This window comes from Alcanivorax sp. (assembly GCF_017794965.1).
Taxonomy (GTDB): Bacteria; Pseudomonadota; Gammaproteobacteria; order Pseudomonadales; family Alcanivoracaceae; genus Alcanivorax.
In genome coordinates, this window is record NZ_CP051240.1 from 1,722,861 (window position 1) to 1,746,477 (window position 23,617).

Annotated in this window: 18 protein-coding genes; all 18 read right to left on the reverse strand. The window is 57.2% G+C overall.

The window, feature by feature from the left end:
• Positions 1-18 precede the first annotated feature (18 nt).
• The gene (locus HF945_RS07700; protein ID WP_290525160.1) at positions 19-936 is read right to left on the reverse strand and encodes a universal stress protein; all 918 of its coding nucleotides are present in this window, start codon (positions 934-936) and stop codon (positions 19-21) included.
• Entirely contained in the window at positions 933-1,643 is a 711-nt protein-coding gene (gene fnr, locus HF945_RS07705) for a fumarate/nitrate reduction transcriptional regulator Fnr (RefSeq protein ID WP_290525161.1), read from the reverse strand. Before fnr ends, HF945_RS07700 begins: the two co-directional genes overlap by 4 nt.
• A 67-nt stretch (positions 1,644-1,710) precedes the next feature.
• Entirely contained in the window at positions 1,711-3,084 is a 1,374-nt protein-coding gene (gene hemN, locus HF945_RS07710; RefSeq protein WP_290525162.1) for an oxygen-independent coproporphyrinogen III oxidase, read from the reverse strand.
• 65 nt (positions 3,085-3,149) lie between these two features.
• A complete protein-coding gene (locus HF945_RS07715; protein WP_290525163.1) occupies positions 3,150-3,935 on the reverse strand; it encodes a sulfite exporter TauE/SafE family protein in 786 nt (261 codons plus the stop codon).
• A complete protein-coding gene (gene ccoS / locus HF945_RS07720; RefSeq protein ID WP_290525164.1) occupies positions 3,925-4,125 on the reverse strand; it encodes a cbb3-type cytochrome oxidase assembly protein CcoS in 201 nt (66 codons plus the stop codon). Before ccoS ends, HF945_RS07715 begins: the two co-directional genes overlap by 11 nt.
• The gene (locus tag HF945_RS07725) at positions 4,104-6,479 is read right to left on the reverse strand and encodes a heavy metal translocating P-type ATPase (protein ID WP_290525165.1); all 2,376 of its coding nucleotides are present in this window, start codon (positions 6,477-6,479) and stop codon (positions 4,104-4,106) included. Before HF945_RS07725 ends, ccoS begins: the two co-directional genes overlap by 22 nt.
• The gene (locus HF945_RS07730) at positions 6,476-6,994 is read right to left on the reverse strand and encodes a FixH family protein (RefSeq protein ID WP_290525166.1); all 519 of its coding nucleotides are present in this window, start codon (positions 6,992-6,994) and stop codon (positions 6,476-6,478) included. Before HF945_RS07730 ends, HF945_RS07725 begins: the two co-directional genes overlap by 4 nt.
• Positions 6,963-8,372 carry a cytochrome c oxidase accessory protein CcoG gene (ccoG, locus tag HF945_RS07735; protein ID WP_290525167.1) on the reverse strand — a complete coding sequence of 470 codons (1,410 nt, stop codon included), beginning with the start codon at positions 8,370-8,372 and terminating at the stop codon, positions 6,963-6,965. The genes HF945_RS07730 and ccoG overlap by 32 nt, the downstream gene beginning before the upstream one ends.
• A gap of 80 nt (positions 8,373-8,452) precedes the next feature.
• Positions 8,453-9,361 (reverse strand): cytochrome-c oxidase, cbb3-type subunit III, encoded by a 909-nt coding sequence (gene ccoP, locus HF945_RS07740; RefSeq protein WP_290525168.1) that lies wholly within the window; start codon positions 9,359-9,361, stop codon positions 8,453-8,455.
• Positions 9,358-9,510 carry a cbb3-type cytochrome c oxidase subunit 3 gene (locus HF945_RS07745; RefSeq protein WP_290525169.1) on the reverse strand — a complete coding sequence of 51 codons (153 nt, stop codon included), beginning with the start codon at positions 9,508-9,510 and terminating at the stop codon, positions 9,358-9,360. The genes ccoP and HF945_RS07745 overlap by 4 nt, the downstream gene beginning before the upstream one ends.
• Complete coding sequence (gene ccoO, locus HF945_RS07750; RefSeq protein ID WP_290525170.1) at positions 9,507-10,142, reverse strand: cytochrome-c oxidase, cbb3-type subunit II; 636 nt, start codon at positions 10,140-10,142, stop codon at positions 9,507-9,509. The genes HF945_RS07745 and ccoO overlap by 4 nt, the downstream gene beginning before the upstream one ends.
• 10 nt (positions 10,143-10,152) lie before the next feature.
• Complete coding sequence (gene ccoN, locus HF945_RS07755) at positions 10,153-11,583, reverse strand: cytochrome-c oxidase, cbb3-type subunit I (RefSeq protein ID WP_290525171.1); 1,431 nt, start codon at positions 11,581-11,583, stop codon at positions 10,153-10,155.
• A gap of 654 nt (positions 11,584-12,237) precedes the next feature.
• On the reverse strand, positions 12,238-15,348 hold the full coding sequence (locus HF945_RS07760) for an efflux RND transporter permease subunit (RefSeq protein ID WP_290525172.1): 3,111 nt from the start codon (positions 15,346-15,348) through the stop codon (positions 12,238-12,240).
• Positions 15,348-16,031, reverse strand: coding sequence for an efflux RND transporter periplasmic adaptor subunit (locus HF945_RS07765; RefSeq protein WP_290525173.1), 684 nt, complete (start codon positions 16,029-16,031; stop codon positions 15,348-15,350). Before HF945_RS07765 ends, HF945_RS07760 begins: the two co-directional genes overlap by 1 nt.
• A gap of 29 nt (positions 16,032-16,060) precedes the next feature.
• Positions 16,061-16,318: a biotin/lipoyl-binding protein gene (locus tag HF945_RS07770; RefSeq protein ID WP_290525174.1), complete on the reverse strand. Its 258-nt coding sequence runs from the start codon at positions 16,316-16,318 to the stop codon at positions 16,061-16,063.
• 871 nt (positions 16,319-17,189) lie between these two features.
• Positions 17,190-20,318: an efflux RND transporter permease subunit gene (locus HF945_RS07775; protein WP_290525175.1), complete on the reverse strand. Its 3,129-nt coding sequence runs from the start codon at positions 20,316-20,318 to the stop codon at positions 17,190-17,192.
• Positions 20,315-22,054 (reverse strand): efflux RND transporter periplasmic adaptor subunit, encoded by a 1,740-nt coding sequence (locus tag HF945_RS07780; protein ID WP_035246376.1) that lies wholly within the window; start codon positions 22,052-22,054, stop codon positions 20,315-20,317. The genes HF945_RS07775 and HF945_RS07780 overlap by 4 nt, the downstream gene beginning before the upstream one ends.
• Positions 22,044-23,339, reverse strand: a complete 1,296-nt coding sequence (locus HF945_RS07785; RefSeq protein WP_035246375.1) for a TolC family protein — start codon at positions 23,337-23,339, stop codon at positions 22,044-22,046. Before HF945_RS07785 ends, HF945_RS07780 begins: the two co-directional genes overlap by 11 nt.
• Between the last annotated feature and the right edge of the window lie 278 nt (positions 23,340-23,617).

Sequence of the window (23,617 nt, forward strand, 5' to 3'; positions counted from 1 at the left end):
GGGTTTGCTTCTCCGAAATCAGGATTTCCAGGAGGTCTGGAAATCATCGGGTTTTACCACCAGCACATCACAGCTGGCACGGGTAATAACGGCCTCGGCAGTGGCGCCCAGCAACAGCCGCTCTGGCAGCTTGCGATGCACCGTACCGACAATCAGTAAATCTACGTCGTTATCCTTGCAGTAATGGGACAGAGTAGGGGCGACAGGTCCCTCCAGTAGCACCACCTGATCTGCAGACAGCCCTTCACGGCTGGCAAACCGTTTGAATGACGTCTTCTGGGTTTCCTTGATGTCATTGAGGCTGCCACTGAAATCCGACAGCGTTTCTCCCATCAACAGCACCAGGCTGTCATCCACCGCGTCCATCACGTGACAGGCCTTCAGCGAACCCTGCACCTGCTCCGACAGTGTTCTGGCCATGCCGGTTACCTTAACGGACAGGTCATCAGAACCGTCATTACCGGTATCAGGGTCAACCGCCAGCAACAGGGAGGGCGGGGTGTGCCAAGGTTGGCTGTGGATACACATCACATCGCAGGGCGCCTTGCGAATCAGTTGCCAGTCCCGAGGGGTAAACAGGTGGCGCTTCAAACCACTGTCCGAGCTGGTGTGTACAACCACCATGGATGGCTTGTAGTCCAGAATGATTTTTTGCAGCGCATCGATTTCACGCTTCTCCCACAGCACATGGGCACTGCAAGTCATCCCGCTGGCCAGAGAGGCAATACGTTGCTCCCAGGCATGGCGAATCTGAGTAGTGGCGGCTTCCAGTCTCTGCTTGTCATAGCCCACGGCACGGACCATGGGGGAGGAATAGCCGTTTACCGCCACGACCAGAGAGGTATTCCGAGCGACGGCCAGTTGTTTGGCCTTTTCGAATGCTGGCTGCGGCGCCTTGAGGACCGGATCCAACACAACCATGACGGGCGGTTTCACAACGAATCCTCCAGCGCATCGTTACCACATAATTTCTGACGATCCAGTATTTCCACTTCACGGCCTTCGGCGCGTATCCAGCCGTTTTGCTGAAACCGGGTAAAAATCCGGCTCACGGTTTCCACCGCCAGCCCCAGGTAATTGGCGATATCATAGCGGGACATGGGCAAGCGGAATGACCGGTGACTCAGCCCACGGCGTTGATGACGCGCAGACAAGGAAAGCAGCAGTGATGCTACCCGGTCATCCGCATTCTTCTTGCTAAGCAGCATGTGTAATTCACGGTCAGCACGGATTTCATTACTCATCAGGCTGAAGAAATGGTGCTGAAGGGACGGAATCTTTTGGGAGAGGCCTTCAAGCTGGGAGAAGGGGATCTCACAGACGGTGGCCGTTTCCAGTGCCTTGGCATTGGAAATGTGGTGTGCAGTACTGATGCCATCCATGCCCAGTACTTCACCGGGCAGATAGAAACCGGTGACTTGCTCATCGCCCTGATCGCTAAGCACATAGGTCTTGATGGCACCGGAACGCACCGCATAGACCGATTCGAAATCATCCGAGGCTCGAAACAGATGCTCACCGCGTTTCAGCGGGCGACCACGGTGGATGATATTGTCCAGTTGGTCGAGCTGGGCGGGGGCTACTGCCAGCGGCAGACAAACCGGGCTCAGGCTGCATTCGCTACAGGAAACATGCTGTGACACGGGGAACTCCCATATTTATCGCTGCGTATCGACTCTACCAGTGGAGAGCCAGAACACCGGAACTGGCCTACAGAATTCGGCTATATTTTACCGCTGTCTGTTGGGCCATGTAACGGTCAAAAGGTTGCACCAGGGCCCGGCTGACAAGGCGACCCTGTTCGGTGATTTGTAAATGCTCCGCAGAGAGGGTCACCAGGCCCTGATCGGCGAAAAAGTGCCAACGCTCAAGTGCATCAGCAAAAGTCTGGGCAAAATTTACGCCCCAACGCTGCTCAAAGCTGGGGATCTCCAGGTGCAGGTCACAGAGCAGGCGCATGATAAGCTCCTTGCGCATCTGATCGTCCTGGCTTAGCAGATAGCCTTTATCTATAGGGATCTGGTCACTCTCAATTCTGGCCTGCCACTGCTGGATATTTTTTTCATTCTGGACATAGAGATTACCAATCTCGCTGATGGCGCTCACACCCATGGCGATCAGGTCGGCATCACCATGCAGGCTGTAGCCCTGAAAATTACGATGCAACAGACCGTTCTTCTGGGCGACCGCCATTTCATCACTTTCCAGCGCAAAATGATCCATGCCGATGAAACGGTAACCGGCACTTTGCAACATCTCGCCGGCGCGGGCATACATGCGCACTTTCTCCTCGGGGGAGGGCAGGTCCGCGCTGTTGATCTGCCGCTGAACCTTGAAGCGATCCGGTAGATGGGCGTAGTTGTACAGCGAGATCCGTTCCGGCTTCAGCGGAATGATCTTTTCCAGCGTGCGCATCATGGATGCTTCGGACTGGCGCGGCAGGCCGCTGATCAGGTCCAGATTGATGGAGCGGAAACCGAAATCCCGGGCCCAGTGCATGGTGTCGCGAATCATTTCCCAGGACTGGATCCGGTTAACCGCTTCCTGGACGTCATGGTCCAGATCCTGCACTCCGAGACTGACCCGGTTGAACCCCAGACCCCGTAACAATCCCAGTCGGGACCGATCCACCGTGCGAGGGTCGATCTCGATAGCGTAATCACCCCGATCATCCTCACGCAGATTGAAATGCCGAGCCATGTCATAGACCAGCTCGGTCATCTGCGCGTCGCTCAGATAGGTGGGGGTGCCGCCACCCCAGTGGATCTGGGTGACCTGACGGCGATCATCGATCATGGCCGCACGCATACGGATTTCATGCTTGAGGTGCTTGAGGTATTCCGCCGCCCGCGAGCGATTGGCAGTGATAATGCGGTTACAGCCACAGTAATAGCAGACTGAGCTGCAGAACGGGATATGGAAGTACAGCGACAGGGGGCGGCGGGCCGCATTTCCTTCCTCCATCGCGGCAAGCAGGTCATCCTGAGTGATTCCAGCATGGAAATTGGGCGCCGTAGGGTAGGAGGTATAGCGCGGACCCGGTCCACCATATTGATGGATCAGTGTTTCATTCCATTCGACCACAACAGTTCCTCCCAAACAGACAGGCGTATTATCACGGCCATGCCTGTCTGCTTTCTTGATGTGGATCAATGGTGTTGGTGATGCTGGTGGGTTTGCTGCATGTTCTCCCGCATCTCGGCGGCGGGTGTGGAACCATGCTGATGACTACCATGGCCTTTACCGGATGCCATTTGCCAGGCCATGACCAGGAAACCCAGCGCCAGCAGCAGGGTCAGCAATACCGCCAACTTGCGCGCCCGGGGGCTGCGAAATCCCTGCAGTTGCGATGCAACCACCCCGGTGGTGGCCACGGGGATCACCGTAATGGCACCAAACACAGCCATGATCAGCCCACCTGAGAGCGCCTGCCCGCTGGTGGCAGCCAGTGCCAGAGCGGTGTACACCAGTCCACAGGGGAGAAACCCCCACAGTATTCCCAGTGCGTAGGCCTTGATCGGGTGATCCAGTGGCAGCAGCTTTTTGGTTAGCGGTTGAAGCTTGCGCCACAGGCCCTGACCGATGCGCTCCAGGTGGGCCAGCATCCCCCCCTTGCCGGCCAGATGCAGGGCGAGCAGCAACATCAGCACGCCGGACAACGCGAGGCCCAGTGCCATGGCGGGGCCGGGCAGCAGGTTGAGGAGTCGCTCACCGAGAGCACCGGCCAACAGTCCCAGCAAGGCATAGGTGCTGACACGGCCCAAGCCGAGCACGGCTTGCCACAACCACAGGGATTTACCCTTGCGCTGTTGCTCGGGGATGGTAAAGGTCAGGGCACTGCTGATGCCGCCACACATCCCGACACAGTGGATGCTGCCCGTGGCGGCGAGCAGGGCACTGCTGGCCAGCAACGCGAGCAGGGATTCAGGCGTCATCGTTGTCGTTCTCCTTTGCCTCACCTTGGGGATTTTTCTCCCTGCGTTGCTCGCGATCATCAAACACCACCCGCCAGGAGGCATTGTCCAGATCATCGAACTGGTCCTTGCGCAGGGCCCAGAACAAAAAGGCGATGGCGCCGGCCAGAAAGATCAGGGCCAGGGGGATCAGGAGGATGACAATTTCCATCGGCTTATCCGTGAGGCGTTAAAGGTAACCAGCAAGGAGCTGGCAGACATGCCGATTGCGGCCGCCCAGGGCGGAATCAGGCCGGCCACGGCGAAGGGCACGGCAACCACATTATAGAGCAGGGCCCAGGTCAGATTCTGGTGGATAAGGCGCCGGCAGAAGCACGCCAGGGCAGGCAGTTCGGGTACCGCATCCAGTTTGTCCTGGAGGAGATAGAGACCTGCTGCGCGCTGGGTCAGGCTGGTGGCATTGGCCGTGGCTACAGACACCGAGGCGGTCAGCATAGCGTTGGCGTCATTGATGCCATCGCCAACAATCATCTGCGGGGAAACCTGCTCCAGTTCGGCCACCCATTGCTGTTTTTCCTCAGCCGTCATGCCCGCGTGCCATTCTGTAATGCCGGTGGCGACGGCCACCTTGCTGGCGGCTTCCGTATTGTCACCCGTGGCCATGCGGCTGCTGATACCCTGATCACGAAGACGCTCGACGACATGGGCAGATTCCGGTCGCGGGCCATCCTCCAGCCACAGCCGCAATCGCAGTTGTTCTTCGCAATAGAGCGCCAGGCAAGTCATGCCGTCACGGGCGCTCGCGGGGTCGCCACCGATGCGCCATTGCTGGCCGTTGCGTTTGCCCTGTACGCCGTGCCGGGAGGGCTGAATCTCGCTGAGTGCAGGGTCCCGGGCCATCATCTGGAATGGCCGCGCCAACGGGTGCGGGTTCTGCCACTCCAGCGCTGCAGCAATAGCCAGCAGTGCATCTGCGTCCAGCACACCGTCTTCTGTTACTGGCATCTCACGTTCGACGATACGGAACTGCCCGGTGGTCAGGGTGCCCGTCTTGTCGAAAATGACGCCGGCTATTCGCGGCAGGCGCAACAGTTGCCGCGGTGAGGCCACCAGCACGCCGTTGTTCAGGGCAGAGCCCAGCGTGGCGGAGAGTGTCAGCGGTACCGCCAGCGCCAGCGCACAGGGGCAGGTCACGACCAGTACCGCGAGCATATGCTCAAAGGCCACAGCAGGCCCGGAAGACCAGTGCCATGCCAGAGTGACAGTAGCGAGGATCAGCACGCCGACAGTGAACAGGGGTGCCACTTGCTGCCAGTCGCGAACCACCTCGACCCGCTCCTGTTGGGCCCGGTCCACCTGCTCACCGATCTGTGCCATCAGGCTGCTGGCAACGGTGCTGGTGGATTCGATCACCAGGTTGCCTTCTGCCACCCGGGTGCCGGCATGGACTGACTCGCCGATCTGGCGCTGGACGGGTAGTGACTCCCCGGTAAAGGCGGATTCATCCAGGGCAGCCTCGCCGTCACGGATCAAGCCATCCACCGGCACGGTATCCCCCTGAATCAACTGTAGATGATGCCCGGCCGTAACCTGGCGGACACTGATCCACTGTGGCTGGTTGTCAGTATCAAGACGGCGTACCGCCTGTGGCAAGGTCTCGCCCAGATGCTGATAGCTTTCATGGATTGCGCGGCGCTGGCGTTGTTCCAGCCAGCGACTGGTGAGCAGGAAGAACACGAACATGGCAGCGGAATCGAAATACACATGGCGTCCGCCGGTAGCCATGACCATGATGCTGCCACCCCAGGCTAATAAAAGGGCCAGGGCAATGGGGACATCCATGGTCAGGCGGGCTTTTTTCAGACCGCGCCAGGCACCCTGAAAGAAAGGCCAGCCGGAATAGAACACCACCGGTGTCGCCACCACCAGACTGGCAATACGGAATACCCACTCGTAAACCGCATCCTTGCCTTCAAAGGCGCCAATGTAGAGAGCGGTGGAGTACATCATCGCCTGCATGGCACCGAGTCCGGCCAGGGCCAGCCTACCCACCAGTCGGCGCTGTTCCCGGCGTTGCTCTTCATTGCTCGCTGGATCACCGGGCAAGGTGACGCTGTAGCCCAGTCGCAACACCCTGTTGGCAGTGTCTTCGGCACTGGCCGGGCCATCATAGTCCACCAGCAGGGTCATGCCGGCCAGATTCACTGATGCGGAAGTGACGTGCGGCTGCTCGCGGACCGCCTTTTCAATCAGCCAGCTACAGGCGGCGCAAGTGAGTCCGCCCAGTTGCAATTTCAGCCTCTGCCCTCCGGGGATATCGGTGATGTGTGGGGCTACCAGCTCAGGCACCCGGAACAGGGCCCGGTTGAGGGCGGTGCGGGTTTCATCCGGCATCGGCGCCTGGCTTTCCCGGACGGTGTAATAATCATCCAGGCCAAGGCCATAAATGGTTTCTATGGCGGCAGCACAACCTGGACAACAGGCATCACGGGGGCCTTCGGGAGTGCGCGCCTGAAACGCCCCGGCGGGCGCCGGGTTACCACAATGCCAGCAAGATTCGGTCATGAAGCAGGGATGGCTCCCAGCTGCAGAACATCCTTGCTGGTCATGACAGTCTGGTACAAGCGCCAATGACTGCCTTGCGACGTCACCGTGACATTGCGACGGCCATCATCGGGTAGCACGCCATCACCGCGGTAATGGTTGCCATCCAGATTGACCAGTTCGATGACCACGTCACGGTCTGCCAGAGTGGGGTGACGCAGGGCCACGGTGATACGGGCCGGCATGGGAATCGCTGTGGCCGCCAACAGGCGCGCCTGTACGCCGGCGCCCACCTGGGATAACTCCAGCCCGATACCTAATCGTTGCGCCAATTGCTCCTGCTCGGCAGAACGATTGATCGACTTGCCTTCCTTATACCATTCATCCACAACCGGATCGTCGGCATTCACAATGGCGATGTAGAGCGTAATAAGGCCAGCGACAACCGCCGATGCCGGTAACAGTATGGCCAGCCACAGGAACGGGTGGCGGTACCAGGCCTTTTCAGCGTCCGGGTGCAATGAATCGTGATTCATGACGCTTCTCCAGATCAGGGTTATCCAGCGACCTGACAGTAAACCAGATCGTGGAGGAGGGCACTTCCACTTCATAGGGGTCGTAGCTGACCGTGACAGGCAGGCTCAGCGTCTGCCCGCCCTGAAGGGTGAATTGCTCGCGACTCTCCATTGAAAGCCCCTCCGGGCCTTCCAGTTTCAGTTCGTAACGTTCCGCATCCTGGCTCTTGTTGAGGATCACCAGACGGTAAATGTTTTCGATTTCTCCGCTGCTGGTGGTTCGATAGAGCTGGTTCCGATCACGGATCACATCGACCTGCAGTGGCACACGACCATAGAGGCTGGCCATGAACAGGGTAGCCATGACGAGCAGTGCAGCCCCATAGCCGATAAGTCGTGGGCGAATCACGCTGGAGGCTTTGTGCTCAAGGGCATTTTCGGTGGTATAGCGTACCAGCCCCTTGGGTTTGCCAATATGCTCCATGACATCGTCGCAGGCATCGATACAGGCGGCACAGGTGATGCACTCGTACTGCAAGCCATCACGGATATCGATACCGGTGGGGCAGACCTGTACACACAGGCCGCAATCGATGCAGTCGCCCAGTGGATTATCGGTATCCGCCTTTTTCTTTTTTGCCCCCTTGCCACGGGGTTCACCGCGCTCTTCATCGTAGGAAACGATCAGTGTGTTGCGATCGAACATGACGCTCTGGAAACGGGCATAGGGACACATGTAGAGGCACACCTGCTCACGCATGAAACCGGCGTTGCCGTAGGTGGCCACCGTGAAGAACCCCACCCAGAACATTTCCCAGCCGCCCCAGCCCAGGCTGAAAATCCGCGCGGTGAGATCCGTGATCGGGGAGAAGTAGCCAACAAAAGTGAGGCCGGTCATGAACGCCAGAAACAGCCATAAAACATGCTTGCTGCCGCGGCGCAGCAGTTTGCTCGCCGTCCAGGGCGCGTTGTCCATCTTTATGCGGCTGTGGCGGTCACCTTCAAGCCATTGCTCGATCCACTGGAAGAAACGAGTCCAGGTCGTCTGCGGACAGACATAACCGCAATACACCCGGCCGGCCAGCACAGTGAAAAAGAACAACGCAAAGGCCGCAATAATCAATGACCAGGAAAGGAACAGAAAATCCTGTGGCCAGAAGGTCAGTCCAAAGATGCGGAATTGGCGACCGGGCAGGTCAAACAACACCGCTTGCTGTCCGTCCCAGCGGACCCAGGGGAGCAACAGATAGAGGCCCATGGTGCCAAGGATGGTGATATTGCGAATGGTCTGGAAACGGCCGGCAATGGATTTAACTTGAATGCGCTCGCGTTTGCTGTAAAGACTGACAGCACCATCGGGGCTGGCGTCATTGACCTCGATGCGTCGAGGATCTGACATGGCTGACCTCCTGTAGTTACCCCTCAAGTCTGCCGCAGTGCAGCCTGGCTGACACTGCGACAGATTGTCCTACCCGCCAGTTAGTTAGCCGGCTGAGAGAGGCTGTACACGTAGGCGGCAAGCACATGAATGCGCTCAGGAGAAAGCAGCGATTCATGCGCCGGCATATTGCCGCTGCGGCCCTGCTTGATGGTGTGCTCGATATCCTCGATGCGGGGCCCATACAGCCAGACGGCGTCGGTGAGGTTGGGTGCCCCCAGCATCTGGTTACCACTGCCGTCCGGGCCGTGACAGGCCGCGCAGACCATGAATTTGGGTTTGGCACGCTCGATAGCGGCGGCCTTGCCGGCATCCTTCGCCAGGTCCGGGCGACTCAGGCTCTGTACGTAGATAGCCATATCCCGCACGGCCTCATCCGTGTTGCCGATGGCGGCGGCCATGGGAGGCATCATGCCTTTGCGGCCAGCTGAAATGCTGGTCACGATCTGCTCGGGCGTGCCGCCATACAGCCAGCTTTCGTCGGTCAGATTCGGGTAGCCCTTGGCGCCGCGTGCATCAGAGCCATGGCAAATGGCGCAGTTATTGGCAAACAGCCGACCGCCCACCGCCAACGCCTCCGGGTAGGCCACCAATTCCTCAATGGGCACCTGGGCATACTGTTCGAACAGCGGTCCGGTCTGACGCTCAACCAGCGCCACTTCCTTTTCATACTGATTGCTGCTGGTCCAGCCCAGCACACCATCAAACTTGCCCAGGCCCGGATAGAGCACAAGGTAGACACAGGCAAAAATCAGGGTGCCGATGAACAGGCCCAGCCACCAGCGGGGCAGGGGTGAATTACGCTCGACAATGCCGTCAAAGGTGTGGCCTGTGGTTTCCTTTGCTGCCTCTTCCGGAGAAATGGACTTGTTCCACAACAACAGACCGGCGCAACCAAGCAGGTTGAAGACAACAATTACGATAATGAACCAACTCCAGAAATCGCTCATTGTTCACCCCCTTGGTGATTGCGATCCTTTTCCAGTGCAATCTCACCCAGTTTTTCATAATCCTGCTTGCGGCCGGGACGGTATACCCAGCCTACCATGACGATGAACGCCACAAAGAACACCAGAGTCAGTAACGCGTGATAGCTCATTGGGTGATCTCCTTGCGTTCCTGCCCCAGGGAAAGCAGATAGGCTACCAATGCATCTTCTTCGGTAGCGTCAGCCCACTCGCCCTCAATTTTGGCCAGTTGCTCGTTCAGGTCATCCTCGCTGTAGGGCACACCGAACATATCCTTGAAAACACGCAGCTTGCGCTCGGTGTGCTTCCAGTTGACGGGGGTGGTTTCCAGCCAGGGATAAGCAGGCATGTTGGATTCCGGGACCACCTGACGGGGGGCACGCAGGTGTTCGCGATGCCATTGTTCGGTAATCGGGCGGATCCCCACCCGTGCCAGATCCGGACCGGTACGCTTGGAGCCCCACAGGAAGGGATGCTCCCAGACATCTTCACCGGCCACAGAATAGGCACCGTAACGCTCGGTTTCTGCACGCAGTGGCCGCACCATCTGGGTGTGGCAGACATGGCAGCCCTCGCGGATGTAGATATCCCGGCCCTCAAGCTCGAGTGCGGAATAGGGGCGCAGGGTTTCCAGCGGCTCGGTGGTCGCTTTCTGCCAGAACAGGGGAACGATTTCCGCCAGACCCCCGAAACTCACTGCAATCAGTGTCAGCACGATCATGAGGCCGACATTCTTTTCCACTTTTTCATGTGCGTTGGACATGTCGCTCTCCTCAGGCAGCCTGCATTACATTATCGGCGCCGCTCACATCGCGGTTGCCAAGGATGGTCTTGTAGACATTGACTGCCATCAACACCATGCCGGCCAGGAAGATCACACCGCCCAGCAAACGGATGATGTAGAAGGGCTGACGCTCTACCAGTTCCTGCACGAAGTTGTAGGTCAACGTGCCGTCGGTATTCACCGCGCGCCACATCAGGCCCTGCATGATGCCGGACACCCACATGGAAGCGATATAAAGCACCGTACCGATGGTACTCAACCAGAAGTGCGCGTTGATCCAGCCCACGGAGTACATCTGCTTGCGATCAAACAGCCGCGGAATCATCACATAGATTGCACCGATGGTGATCATGGCAACCCAGCCCAGGGCACCGGAGTGCACGTGGCCGATGGTCCAATCGGTGTTATGGCTGAGCGCATTTACGGTCTTGATGGACATCATCGGCCCTTCAAACGTACTCATGCCATAGAAGGAAAGCGCCACAATCATGAAGCGAATGATTGGGTCTGTTCGCAGTTTGTGCCACGCACCTGAGAGCGTCATCATCCCGTTGATCATGCCGCCCCAGCTGGGTGCCAACAGCACAATGGAAAACACCATGCCCACGGATTGCGCCCAGTCGGGCAGGGAAGAGTAGTGCAGGTGGTGCGGACCCGCCCACATGTAAACGGCAATCAGTGCCCAGAAATGCACGATGGAAAGCCGATAGGAATATACCGGCCGCTGGGCCTGGACCGGGATGTAGTAATACATCATCCCCAGGAAACCAGCGGTGAGGAAAAAGCCCACCGCATTGTGGCCGTACCACCACTGCACCATGGCGTCGATAGCCCCGGAATACACCGAATAGGACTTCATGGCCGACACCGGGATTTCCAGGTTATTCACCACATGCAGCAAGGCAATGGCAATGATAAAGGCGCCATAGAACCAGTTTGCCACATAGATATGTGCCTGGGTGCGCCGGGCAATCGTGGCAAAGAAAACAATGGCGTAGGCCACCCAGACCAGAGTGATCAGGATGTCGATGGGCCATTCCAGCTCGGCATATTCCTTGGCGCTGGTAAAACCCAGCGGCAGGGAAATGGCTGCGGCCACGATGACCGCCTGCCAGCCCCAGAAGGTAAAAGCCGCCAGCTTAGGGAACGCCAACACGGTCCCACAGGTGCGCTGAACCACATAATAGGAGGTCCCCATCAGGGCGCAGCCGCCGAAGGCGAAAATCACCGCGTTGGTGTGCAACGGTCGCAGGCGCCCAAAGGTGAGCCAGGGCACTTCAAAGTTCAGGGCAGGCCAGGCCAGCTGGGCGGCAATCAGCACCCCCACCAGCATGCCGACAATCCCCCACACCACCGACATGATGGTGAACTGTCGGACTACCCTGTAATTGTAGGGTGGCGAAGCAACAGCGTTTTCCATTTGCGTTTCCTTCCGGTTGATTCTGCCCGCGACTCTAGCAGGCACTTCTCTGGCTCTTTTTGATACAGATCAAGGGTTTTTGTGAGCTGTTCGCCCCTTGATCATTATTCGCCCCTCCAGGACACCCAAGGCTAGCGGGACCATGTGAACATATCGCTATACTATTTTGCTATAAGCCCAAAGGCGATAGTAAATACACAGATATTGCATGGACATTTTGTCCCGGTGCAGCCATATGGAGAGCGCTGATGCCCAGCGTGGCACTGTTTTATCCGTCAATCTGTGCAGCATGCACGGCAGCAGCCATCCGCCCGGGAAGAAAGATAAAGGCCCGGATCGAAAAAGGGGCCGCGACCGATATAGGGTATATAGAAGAAGGGGTAGGCAATCCCTGGGCTGGGCCGCCTGAGACTCATTGGGCACGGTGGCTGTGCGATAGCCGGACACCGGGGAATAGCGGTTTGCTCTCAAAACCTGTCTGGTCACAAGGGCACAGGGCCGGCCGGCATAGCCGGTGGCCTGTCTGAAACCCTTTACCTTCAATCTGGATTCGCCCCTGACCGGCATATCCCACCCCTGGTGATGCCATTGAAGATGCTATTGATACTGCCACAGGCACCCGCCAAGGGTGAAGGTTACCCGCACACTAAATCATCAGGTTGCGACGGACGCCTTTTGTGACGTCCTCAGCACCAGCGCCGTCAGGGCGGCAAGGAAGGTTACTGTTACAATCGCGCTCCCCAACAGGCCAAACAATACGATCGCACCCACACCCCGATAGAGCTCTGTGCCCTCACCAGGTATCAATACCAGCGGGGCAAGCCCGCACACAGTGGTGATGGTGGTCATGGCAATGGGCCGCAAACGGGTGGCCACCGCATCACTTACGGCCTGGGCCGGTGCGCTGCCAGCGCGCAGATTCTCCGTGGATTGGTGAACAATAAGGATCGGGTTGTTGACCACCGTGCCCATCAGGATCAGGAAGCCCAGCATGGTGATCATGTCGAAGGGCTGACTGATGCCGGCCGCATTCATCAGTGCCAGGCCCAGCAAGCCACTGGCGATCCCCAGTGGAATGGTAGTCATGATCAGCAGGGGATAGCCCCAGTGACGAAAGATCGCCACCAGCAACAGATAGACCAGCAACAAGGCAACCACGTAATTGCCACTGAGTGACTGCTGGGTGGCCTGCAACTGATCACTGGCGCCGGACAGTGAAATGCTGATGCTGTCCGGGATGGCCCCCTGGTCACGCAGCCGCTGCACCATGGCCCGCACTTCCTGCACGCCGGTTTCCAGCGCCACAGCACGCGGCGGGATGATATTCAGCGTCACCGTACGGCGCCCGTTGACCCGTCGGACCACACTGGTATCCACCGTTTCTTGCAGATCTGCCAGTGAAGAAAGGGGTACCGTAGCGCCAATGGGCGTGTGTACCGGCAGGCCGGGGAGGGCGGTCAGGTTGGGAGCCGTACCGGATTGCTGGCTATAGGCATAGATGTCGATCTTGTCGTCACCCATGAAGAACTCATCCAGAAAGGCACCATCGGTCAGGGCCGCCACGGTGTAGCCCAGGTCCTGGGTAGTGAACCTGACTTCTGCCGCGCGCGCCCAATCCGGGCGAATTTCCAACAATGGTTGTGCCAGAGACAGACTGGCCGGCTGTGACTGGATGCGCGGGTTTTCGAAGACCGTTTCCGCTTCACGATACAGGGTTCTTGCCACCTCATAGATCTGTGCCAGGTCTGCACCGGCAATATCCAGGGTCACACTGCGGGTGCCGCCATCATTGCTGGAGATGATCGACCCCCGGGCCGCAAAGGCACGCATGCCGGGATACTGCCGGTACACCCGGGTCAGCCCATCCATTAACGGCTCCATGTGAGCAGGATCCAGCGGTTCGGCGATGATGCGCATGTTCTCGGCACTGACCCCCATATTGATGTACTTCATGGGCGGGATGGCCAGCTCACCGCGTTCGAAGGCCTCAGGATCCGCACCGACCAGAGGCAGTAGTTGCGCCTCCACCTCGGTCGCAATCTTCGTCATGGTTTCCAGGTTATAGCCGGGCGGCGCATTCATGCTGGCAAAGGTTTTGGGCTCCTCCCCCTCGGGCAGATATTCCGCCGGTGGGGTAAGAAACACCACGATTGCCGCAGCGGACAACAGTGTGACCAAGAGCGTGGCGCTTTGTCGTTGACGATTGGCAGAAAGCCAGGATGCCCCTTTGTGAATAACCGCCATCCAGCGACTATGGCCGCCGTCGTGATCCATGACCGCTGAAAAATCCAGACGGGCAGAGAGGGTGGGGATCACTGTCATGGCAACCAGCATGGACACCAGAATGGACGCCGACACGGCAATGGCAATATCCGAGTACAGCTGGCCAGCTTCTTCCTGAATGAACACCACCGGCAAGAACACCAGCACCGTGGTCATGGTTGACGCAAAGACCGCAGGCCAGACCTTCTGGATCCCGTTTACTGCAGCCTTGATGCGATCCAGCCCTCGGCGCCGCTCCATTTCGATGCTTTCCAGAACCACAATGGAATTGTCCAGGGTCATGCCAATGGCAAAGGCGATGCCGGCCATGGAAATGGCATTGATGGTGCGCCCGGCAATCAGCAGGCCCAGGAAAGCCGCAATGGTACAGATGGGAATCCCGATCACCCCTACGGCGGTGATACGCACCGAACGCAGAAACAGGAACATGACCAGGGTGGCAAATGCCGCGCCGATAGCGAGGTTTGTCCACACATTGGCCACCGACGCTTCCACGTAGCGAACATCATCGGAAATAAGTGACAGGGTCATCCCGGCAGGTTTCAGCACCTCTTCACGAATCAGCTCGACCTGATCGAGCATGGCATACTTGATGTCGATCACATTGGAGCCGGTCTCCCTGCGCACCGCCAGGGTAATCACCGGGTTACCATTGAAACGGGATATCTGACGCACAGGGGAGTGGTCCAGGGTCACAGAAGCCACATCCTCAAGCCTGACAACAGAATCCCCCTGGCGCAGCAGGATCAGGTTGTTGAGTTCTTCCAGTGTGCCAAACCGACCCACCGTGCGAAGCAGATAACGCCGCTTGCCACTATCCAGTTCGCCCCCGGAGACATCCCGGTTGCGTGCCCGCAAGGCGTCACGGACATCCACCACCGTCAGCCCGAACTGGGCCAGCGACTGGGCATCCAGGTGCACCTGGATCTGCCGTTGCGCGCCACCGCGCATCTGCACCATGGAGACACCAGGCACACTTTCCATGCGCGCTCGTACTTCGTCATCAATAAAGTCGCGCATCATATCCATGTCCAGACCGCGAGGGTTGCCGGGCAGGGGATAGACGCTGAAATACATGAAGGAGTTACTGGAGAACGAGGTGGAAAGAATCTGCGGCTGATCCACCGTGTCGGGGTAGGAGGGCGCCTGGCTGAGCGCATTATTTACGCGGATCAGTGCATCCGTGATATCCACCCCAAAGGGAAATTCCAGCTCGATTTCCGCCTCACCACTGTAGGCCGTGGCCGTGAGCCTGCGGAGATTCGGAAGATTGCGCAGAAACTCCTCCTGCTCAATGAGAATTTCCTTTTCCACATCCTGCGGCGTTGCCCCGGGCCACTGCGTCAGCACAGTGATGGTGCGAACTTCCAGATCGGGAATCATCTGCACAGGAATGCGCAGAGCCGCCAGGATGCCGAGCAGGGTGATGATCAGCACAATCACCGTCATCAGGGTGCCGTTACGAACGATACGCTCAAACATTAGCGAGCCACCTGAATCAGATCGCCGTCACGAAGGCTCTCGTTTCCTCTTATTACAACCCTGTCACCGGCGCTCAGGCCGTCAGTGACAATCACAGGATCAGACTGCCCTGGGCGGATCCGGATAACCTTGCGCCGCGCGACCAAGCCCTCGTCAGCCTCTTCAGCCACCCACACGGAGACATTCCCCTGGGCATTCCGTAGCAGTGAGTCACGGGGGATCACCGGTTGCTTTTCCGATGATTGAATAGCGAGGGAACCGAACACGGCCATGCCCGGCGTCAGGCCTTTGGCTGGCACGCTGGCGCGAATCACGAACGTTCTGGCTGAAGGGTCGCTCACAGGGACGATGGTAGTGATATCGGCGGCAATAGCACTATTTTGCAAGCTATTGGTGGGGCTGTTCTCTACCCGTATTGTCAGTGGCGTTGCCAGAGAGAGCTGTGAAAAATAACGTTGTGGGACGGCGAAATCGGCATGCAGATCCGTACTGCCCACCAGCTCGAAAACGGCCATCCCCGGGCTGACCCATTCACCGGCCTCGGTGAGTTTGGCGCTGATCACGCCAGCAAACGGCGCGTTCAGGGTATGGCGCTCCAGTAATGCCTGCTGTCGACCCACGTCAGCATGACTGGCTGCGAGGGCGGCCTTGGCAGCTTCAACCTCGGACTCCAGACTGCGCACTTCACTGGCAGCGATACTGCGGCGGGCAATCAGGCTGCTGGCTCCTCAAGCCGGCGCTGGGCGTCGTTTAATGCTGATTGTTGTTGCCGACGGGTGGCCTGTGCCTGCTGCAAGGCAAGGCGGTTCAATTCCGGATCCAGCTCAAGCAAGACATCGCCTGTATCCACCACATCACCGATATCAACACGAACCCGGCTGACCAGGCCGGCAACAGCCGCAGACAGGCGGGCAGACTGATCGGCCGACAAGGTCCCGTTGATCATCAGCTCGCGCACAGGCTGCTGCATTTCAACCTTTGCGAGACTAACCGGCGTGGCGGCGTTCACCAAAGCAGGCAGCAGCGATGAAAGAGTCAAGATGATGATGCGGAAGGCGAACATAGACAGAGCCGTCTCCAGGGAAGCGTGAATGGAACCCGATGGGAGGATTTAACGTTTATGTACAATTGGATGCAAATCCGAATCGTTCATAGTTACGGGTTTTACGAAGCAGAGTGTTTAAGCTGTCCGACCCAGGCAAGGAACAATCATAGATCCGCATAATGTATATTATGTTAAATACAGTATTTGAGATAATTCAGTGGGTCATGTCAGCTGGCCGACCAACTAAAGATCTAAACTATTTCAAGACAAGGGCTAAACTTACAACTGAAGGCCTAAAGTCGTCGTAACATCCACGTAAAGCCCTAAAGTCGTCACACTGCTCTGGGGGCTCTTCTCCTGCCCTCTGTTCTAATGAGCCCTGACCAAGGCCCGATGACATAAGGCTTTGCTTGCCCTACTTGCCCTTGGAATGCGGAACGAGAACCTCGGCAGAACCGAAGCCTACATTACCGTTTTCGTCCGTTGCACGATAAGTGATTGTGTAAACTCGTCCATCTCCGCCGCCACTTCGTTCAGCCCGGAGGTAAATGGTGCCATCTTGAGGGTTGGCAGACAAACGTGCAAAATCCCCCAAAAACATCGTAACCTATTGTTCTATAGAGAAATAAGTTATTACCCCTGTGACTCTCTACCACAACCAGCCATCCATAGGGCATCTGGACATGACTATTCGTTTCGGGGGGGGGTATCGCAGCCCCCCCTCAATTATCAGTGCCGGATCAGCAGCTGATCCGGCGCCAAGACTAGGAGATTACCACCCAAGCTTTAAGCTTGGTCAATCCGGATTCCTATCACGTCGTTGCATCAGCAGATAGGCTGCGGGCAGTACGAAAAGTGATAACAAAGGTGCTGTTACCATCCCTCCTACCATGGGCGCAGCAATGCGGCTCATGATCTCGCTACCTGTACCTCCCCCCCAGAAAATCGGAAGAAGGCCGGCAATAATAACAGCTACAGTCATCGCCTTAGGTCGAACACGTAATACCGCGCCATCACGGATAGCACCCATCAAGGCAGCTTCACCCTTTTGGCCCTGCTCCTGTCTCTCCTGCCACGCCTGCTTTAGGTACAGCAACATGATTACGCCAAACTCGGCAGCGACACCCGCCAGGGCGATGAAGCCGACACCAGTAGCCACCGACAAGTTGTAGTCCAGCAGATACAAGAACCAGATACCGCCGGTCACCGCAAACGGTAACGTCGCCATAATCAGCAAGGCTTCACCTACACGGCGAAAGGTCAGGAATAACAGTACGAAAATGATCAGCAAGGTCGCCGGCACCACCACTTTCAGTCTCGCATTGGCCCGCTCCAGGAACTCAAACTGACCGGCAAAGGACAAGCTGACCCCCTCTGGCAGCCTGACTCCATCATTCACTGAGACACGTAGATCATCCACTACCGAGGCCAGGTCACGCCCCCGCACATCGATATACACCCACCCAGACAGTCGGCCATTCTCACTTTTTAACATCGGTGGCCCATCGGTAATCTTGATATCCGCCACAGTTCCTAGGGTAATTTGTTTTCCTTCGGGAGTGACTATGGGCAAATCGCGTAAGCGATGCACCGTGTCGCGCCACTCGCGAGGATAACGAAGGCTGATCGGGTAACGCTCCAGCCCTTCCACTGTCTCACCGATGTTTTCACCACCAATCAAACCACTGACCACCGACTGAATATCCGCGATGTTGAGGCCATACTGAGCCGCAATGCCACGCCGAATATCGATATCCACATAACGACCACCAGTCAACCGTTCAGCCAATGCTGAGGAGACACCGGGTACTTGTTTGGCTACCTGTTCGATTTGACGGCTCACCTGGTCAATGATCTCTAGGTCATTACCCGCTACTTTGATGCCAATTGGGCTCTTGATGCCAGTGGCAAGCATGTCGATACGATTGCGTATCGGAGGAATCCAGATATTTGCCAGTCCAGGCACGCGTACAATACGGTCCAGCTCTTCGACAAGCTTCTCCGTTGTCATGCCTTCACGCCATTGGTCCTTGGGCTTGAAACGGATGGTGGTTTCAAACATCGTCAATGGTGCAGGGTCAGTCGCTGTCCGCGCACGCCCCGCCTTGCCGAACACCTGCTCCACCTCAGGCACCGTTTTGATCAACCGATCGGTCTGCTGTAGAAGCTCGGTAGCTTTTTGTGCTGACAAGCCTGGTAAGGCACTTGGCATATACAGCAAATCGCCCTCATCCAGCGGTGGCAAAAATTCACCACCAAGCTGACTTAGCGGCCAAAAGGCGGTAACAAAAACTAAACCGGCAACCAGCAAGGTGGTTTTCGGCCACGCCAAGACTCGCTCTAGTACGGGTTGATAACAACTAATCAAAAAGCGACTGATTGGATTACTTTCCTCGGAAGGTATCTTTCCCCGAATCCAGTACCCCATTAACAGTGGAACCAATGTCACCGATAGGCCGGCTGCCGCCGCCATAGCCCAGGTTTTGGTAAATGCCAGTGGGCCAAATAGCCGCCCTTCCTGTGCTTCCAAGGTAAAGACAGGAATAAACGACAAGGTAATAATTAGCAACGAGAAGAACAGCGCCGGCCCCACTTCGACAGCTGCTTGCTCTATGACTCGCCAATGCGCATTACCAGTCAGAGATTGCCCTGGGTTATCCCGATGCCAAATCTCAATTTTCTTGTGGGCGTTCTCGATTAACACCACTGCTGCATCCACCATCGCGCCGATAGCGATAGCAATGCCGCCAAGCGACATGATATTGGCATTGATGCCCTGGTAACGCATCACAATAAAGGCAGCAAGGATTCCCAGCGGTAGGGAAATGATGGCCACCAGTGACGAACGCAAATGGCCAAGAAACAATACGCACACCAGTGCGACTACAATGAACTCTTCAATCAATTTGTAACTTAGGTTTGTGACTGCTCGATCAATCAGCTCACTTCGATCATAGGTAGTGACGATTTCAACCCCTTCCGGCAAGCTTTCCCGCAGTGTCTCAAGTCGCTCATGCACGGCAGATAGCACAGCGCGGGCGTTCTTGCCCGAACGCAGAATGACGACCCCGCCGACGACTTCCCCTTCTCCGTCCAGCTCGGCAATACCACGCCGCATCTCCGGACCAAGGCGAATCTGCGCTACATCTCCAAGTTGTACTGGCACCCCATCAACCAGTTTTAGTGGGATTTTTCGGAAATCTTCGAGTGATTGAAGGTAGCCACTGGAGCGCACCATGAACTCCGCTTCGCCCAGCGTCAGCACTGCTCCCCCGGTTTCTTGGTTAGCTTGTTCTATCGCCTTGCGTACTTGTTGATGACTAATCCCATGGCTGGCGAGTTTGACCGGGTCAGGGACTACCTGATATTCACGTACCATGCCACCGATGGTTGCCACTTCTGCAACGTCAGGCAGAGTCTGCAGCTCGTATTTTAGAAACCAGTCCTGTATCGAGGTTAGCTGCGATTGATCATGCTGGCCGGTGCGATCGATCAATGCGTACTGATAAATCCAGCCGACACCGGTAGCGTCTGGCCCAAGTGATGGTCGTGCTGTACGCGGCAATTCAGACTGGACCTGACTAAGGTATTCCAACACCCGTGAGCGTGCCCAATACAAGTCGGTACCATCTTCAAACAACACGTAAACATAACTATCACCGAAGAACGAGTAACCACGTACTGTGCGCGCACCTGGCACGGCCAGCATGGTGGTGGCAAGTGGATAGGTAACCTGTTTTTCCACCAGCTGCGGTGCCTGACCTGGGTAACTGGTGCGGATAATCACCTGTACATCGGACAGATCCGGTAAAGCATCTACGGGGGTATTGTTGATAGACCAGATTCCCCACGCACTCATGAACAGCGTCGCCAGCAGCACCAAAAATCGGTTAGCCAACGACCAGCGAATCAGGGTAGCGATCATGGTGCAACCTCCTGTTTGTCGAGAGACACCACAGTCAAGCCATTATCGGTATCTTTGACGCCGACGCGCACACGATCGCCCACTGCTATATCGCTGGCCACCTGTTCGCTGGCAAGACGAAAGCGCATGGTCATGCCAGGCATACCGAGCGTCTTAAAAGGACCGTGTTTAAGCTTGACCTTGCCGTCGGATAGCCCCTCGATAACCCCCTCGGCGTAATGCAACGAATTCACTTGGGTGTCTTTTTGTTCCGCCACCTGCTTTTCTAGGCGCTCCACAATCAACCCTTTGTCTGTATCACGAATGCCAATGCGCACGCGATCACCTACCGATATCCCTTTGCCTACTTGTTCATTCGCCAGGTTAAAACGCATGGTCATGGCAGGCATGGACAAGCTCTTGAAAGGGCCATGGTCCAGCATTATTTTGCTGCCATTCAGTTGCTCGACAACACCTTCGGCATAGTGCAGTGCGTTCATCATTTCCGTCTCATCTGACATAGCCAGCTCCTGAACGGCAATGCCTTGCAGGCTGGCTTCGGAATCGAGCAGGAACTGACCACTGACAACCACCTTCTGGTCTTCCTTCAGCCCTGCCAGGATCAGCGTTTGGTCTCCCAGCTCGCCCCCCGGCAACACTGCCTGCGGACGATATCGGCCCTCCCCCTCATCAAGCATCACCAGGCTGCGCTTTCCTGTATGCAATAAGGCTGCGGTTGGTACGGCCAATGCTTTCTGTGTGGCTTCGCCATGAATGCGTACCTGAGCGCTCATGCCCGGACGCAGATCACCCTCGTCATTGGACAAGGTCACTCGCACCGGCACAGTTCGGCTGGACTGATCCACCAGAGGCAGAATGTCGGCAACTTGCCCCTCACGCAGTGCTGGCTTCACTCCTTGAACGGTCACGTCAACAGCGTTACCACTACTGACTTGCCCCAATTGGCGTTCCGGGACTGCTATCTCCACCCACACGGGGTTGAGTGACTGAATCTCCGCCACGGGAGCACCGGCCGACAGCGTCATGCCAGCACGAGCATTGAGACTGCGTATCACGCCATCATGCGGAGCTGTCACCGTCCAGGTTTCCAGCGGTTTACGTTGGCGTTCAATACTTCGGATCAGGGATGCAGGCATGCCCAATGACAACAGGCGCTCCCGCCCGGCGACGATCAGTTCGTTGTTGCCGCTGCCGAGCACGGCCAGCCATTCATGCTGAGCTCCAGTCCAGGCCGGAACTCTCAATTGCATCAGCGGCTGACCACTGGAGATAGTGTCGCCCTCAGCCAGAGGCCAGACCTTGTCTACGAAGGAAGGCGCGGGGCTTTGCAGGCGTGTCAGGGCGCGGTCGTTGTAAGCAATCAACCCCGTGACATCAAGCTGAGATTGTGACTGAGCCACGACCACCGAGGCACTGCGAATTCCCAGATTTTGTACCATGGCTGCATCAATACGGACCGTTGGCTGATCGCTATCATCACCACCATTGGCATAACGGGGCACCAACTCCATATCCATGAAAGGTGAGGGCCCGGGCTCGTCAAAGTGCTGCTGGGGATACATAGGGTCATACCAGTACAGCACTTCCTTTTCATCCGCTTTGCTGTTGGTTTCACCGCTGTCCATCGCCATCGATATACTGCTCTGCGAAGGGGTGACGTAACGGCCCAAATATATTCCGGCTAGCAACAACAGCGAGGCAGCCAAACCGATCAAGGCATTGCGTTTAATGTTCATTATCTTGCTCCTCGCCCACCATGCCGTGGTGGTCGTAGGTAAAATGGAGGGCGGCTGCCTGCTGGTCATACTGCCCGCTGAGATCAATCTCCTTCAGTTTGGCGTCCAGCCATTCGCTACGTGCCCGTACAAGATCGGCCAAACTGCCATCACCGCCGCGCCAAGCGGCCCTAGCCAATCCCACTTTCTCTTTTGCCAGAGGCACCAGTCGCTCCCGTTGCCGGGCAAGCGTGCGTTCCTGGCGTTCATATTCGGCCAGATCGCTCTGCAGCATCGCTTCATGTTCGCGACGTACCGCCTCTGCACGAGATTCCAGTGCTTGCCACTCAGCTTCCGCCGAGGCAATGCGAGGCCCCTGGCGCGACCGGCTGAACAATGGCAGGTCCACATTGACCTGTAGCATCGCCATGTCACTGAATTCTTCACGATTCATATAAGCCAGAGTTAAAGCCCAGTCCGGCTTCTTGGCGGCACGAGCCTCGTCCGCGTTAGCCTGGGCGACAGAAGCCTGACGCGACGCTATCTCAAGTTCAGGGTGCTTATGCAGGCTATTCAGTAACTGTTCAGCATTGATGGCGAAATCAGGTGCTTGGCCAGCCGGTGATTGCCGGCCGGCTTCCCCCAGCCAGCGTATTAAACGAGCCTTAGCCTGGCGTTGCCTGGCCAGAAGAGCATCTCGCCGATCCAGTAATGTCACGGCTTCCTGCCTGGGTGCCACGCTATCAATAGCCTTTCCTTGACCCGATGAAAGCCGGGCACGCACTGCCTTGTCGAACAAACGATTTTCAGCAATGAGTTCTTCCAGCAGGACTAGTTGACGGTCCAGAGTGTGGAGCTCAATCCAGGCTTGAGCGGTCTGACGCAGCACGGCCAGACGAGTGGCCTCTTTCGTGGCCTCCGTTAAGCCGATTTGCTGTCTGGCACCTTCTGCCCTTGCTGTGCGTTTGCTGCGATTGGGGAAACGCTGGGTTACACCAATACGCTGCATGGTCATGAAATCACTCGACAGGCTGTAACGATCGGCGCCATCCACAGGTACATTGTCGAGGCCAAGAATCAGGGTGGGATCGGGCAAAGCATCGGCAGGCCCTTCTGCCTGCTGAGCGGCCTCGACGCGGGCCGATTCCGCCCGCAATTCCGGTGATTGACGTAAGGCGAGCTGTAGCGCCTGATTAAAAGTCAGGCCTTCTGCCCCAAACGCCTGGACACTAGCTAGCAGCAGGGAGGGCGCTAGCCAGCCGAGTGCGCGCCGATACCGGCCGGCGCTCAGAAATATCCAATACATGTGTCACTCCAACACGGATCATGGCGCGCAACGCGCCCTCAGTGGGCCCAGACCAGGCCGGACCCCGAAAAGATCAGTGAGAAAGTGCTAGAGGCGGTCGCCAGATGGTAGATAAGGCAAGGGGGAGATAGAGAGGGTTAGAAAAATGAGGGGTAGCCGGATTTGCTGCCTGAAAAGAAACCGCCGGAGCCGTATTCATGATCGAGAGCTGCCCAGCATGGCACTCCTGGCCAGGCTTGCAAACCGGGCCGCTGTGCGTGTTGGATTCACCATCCAGA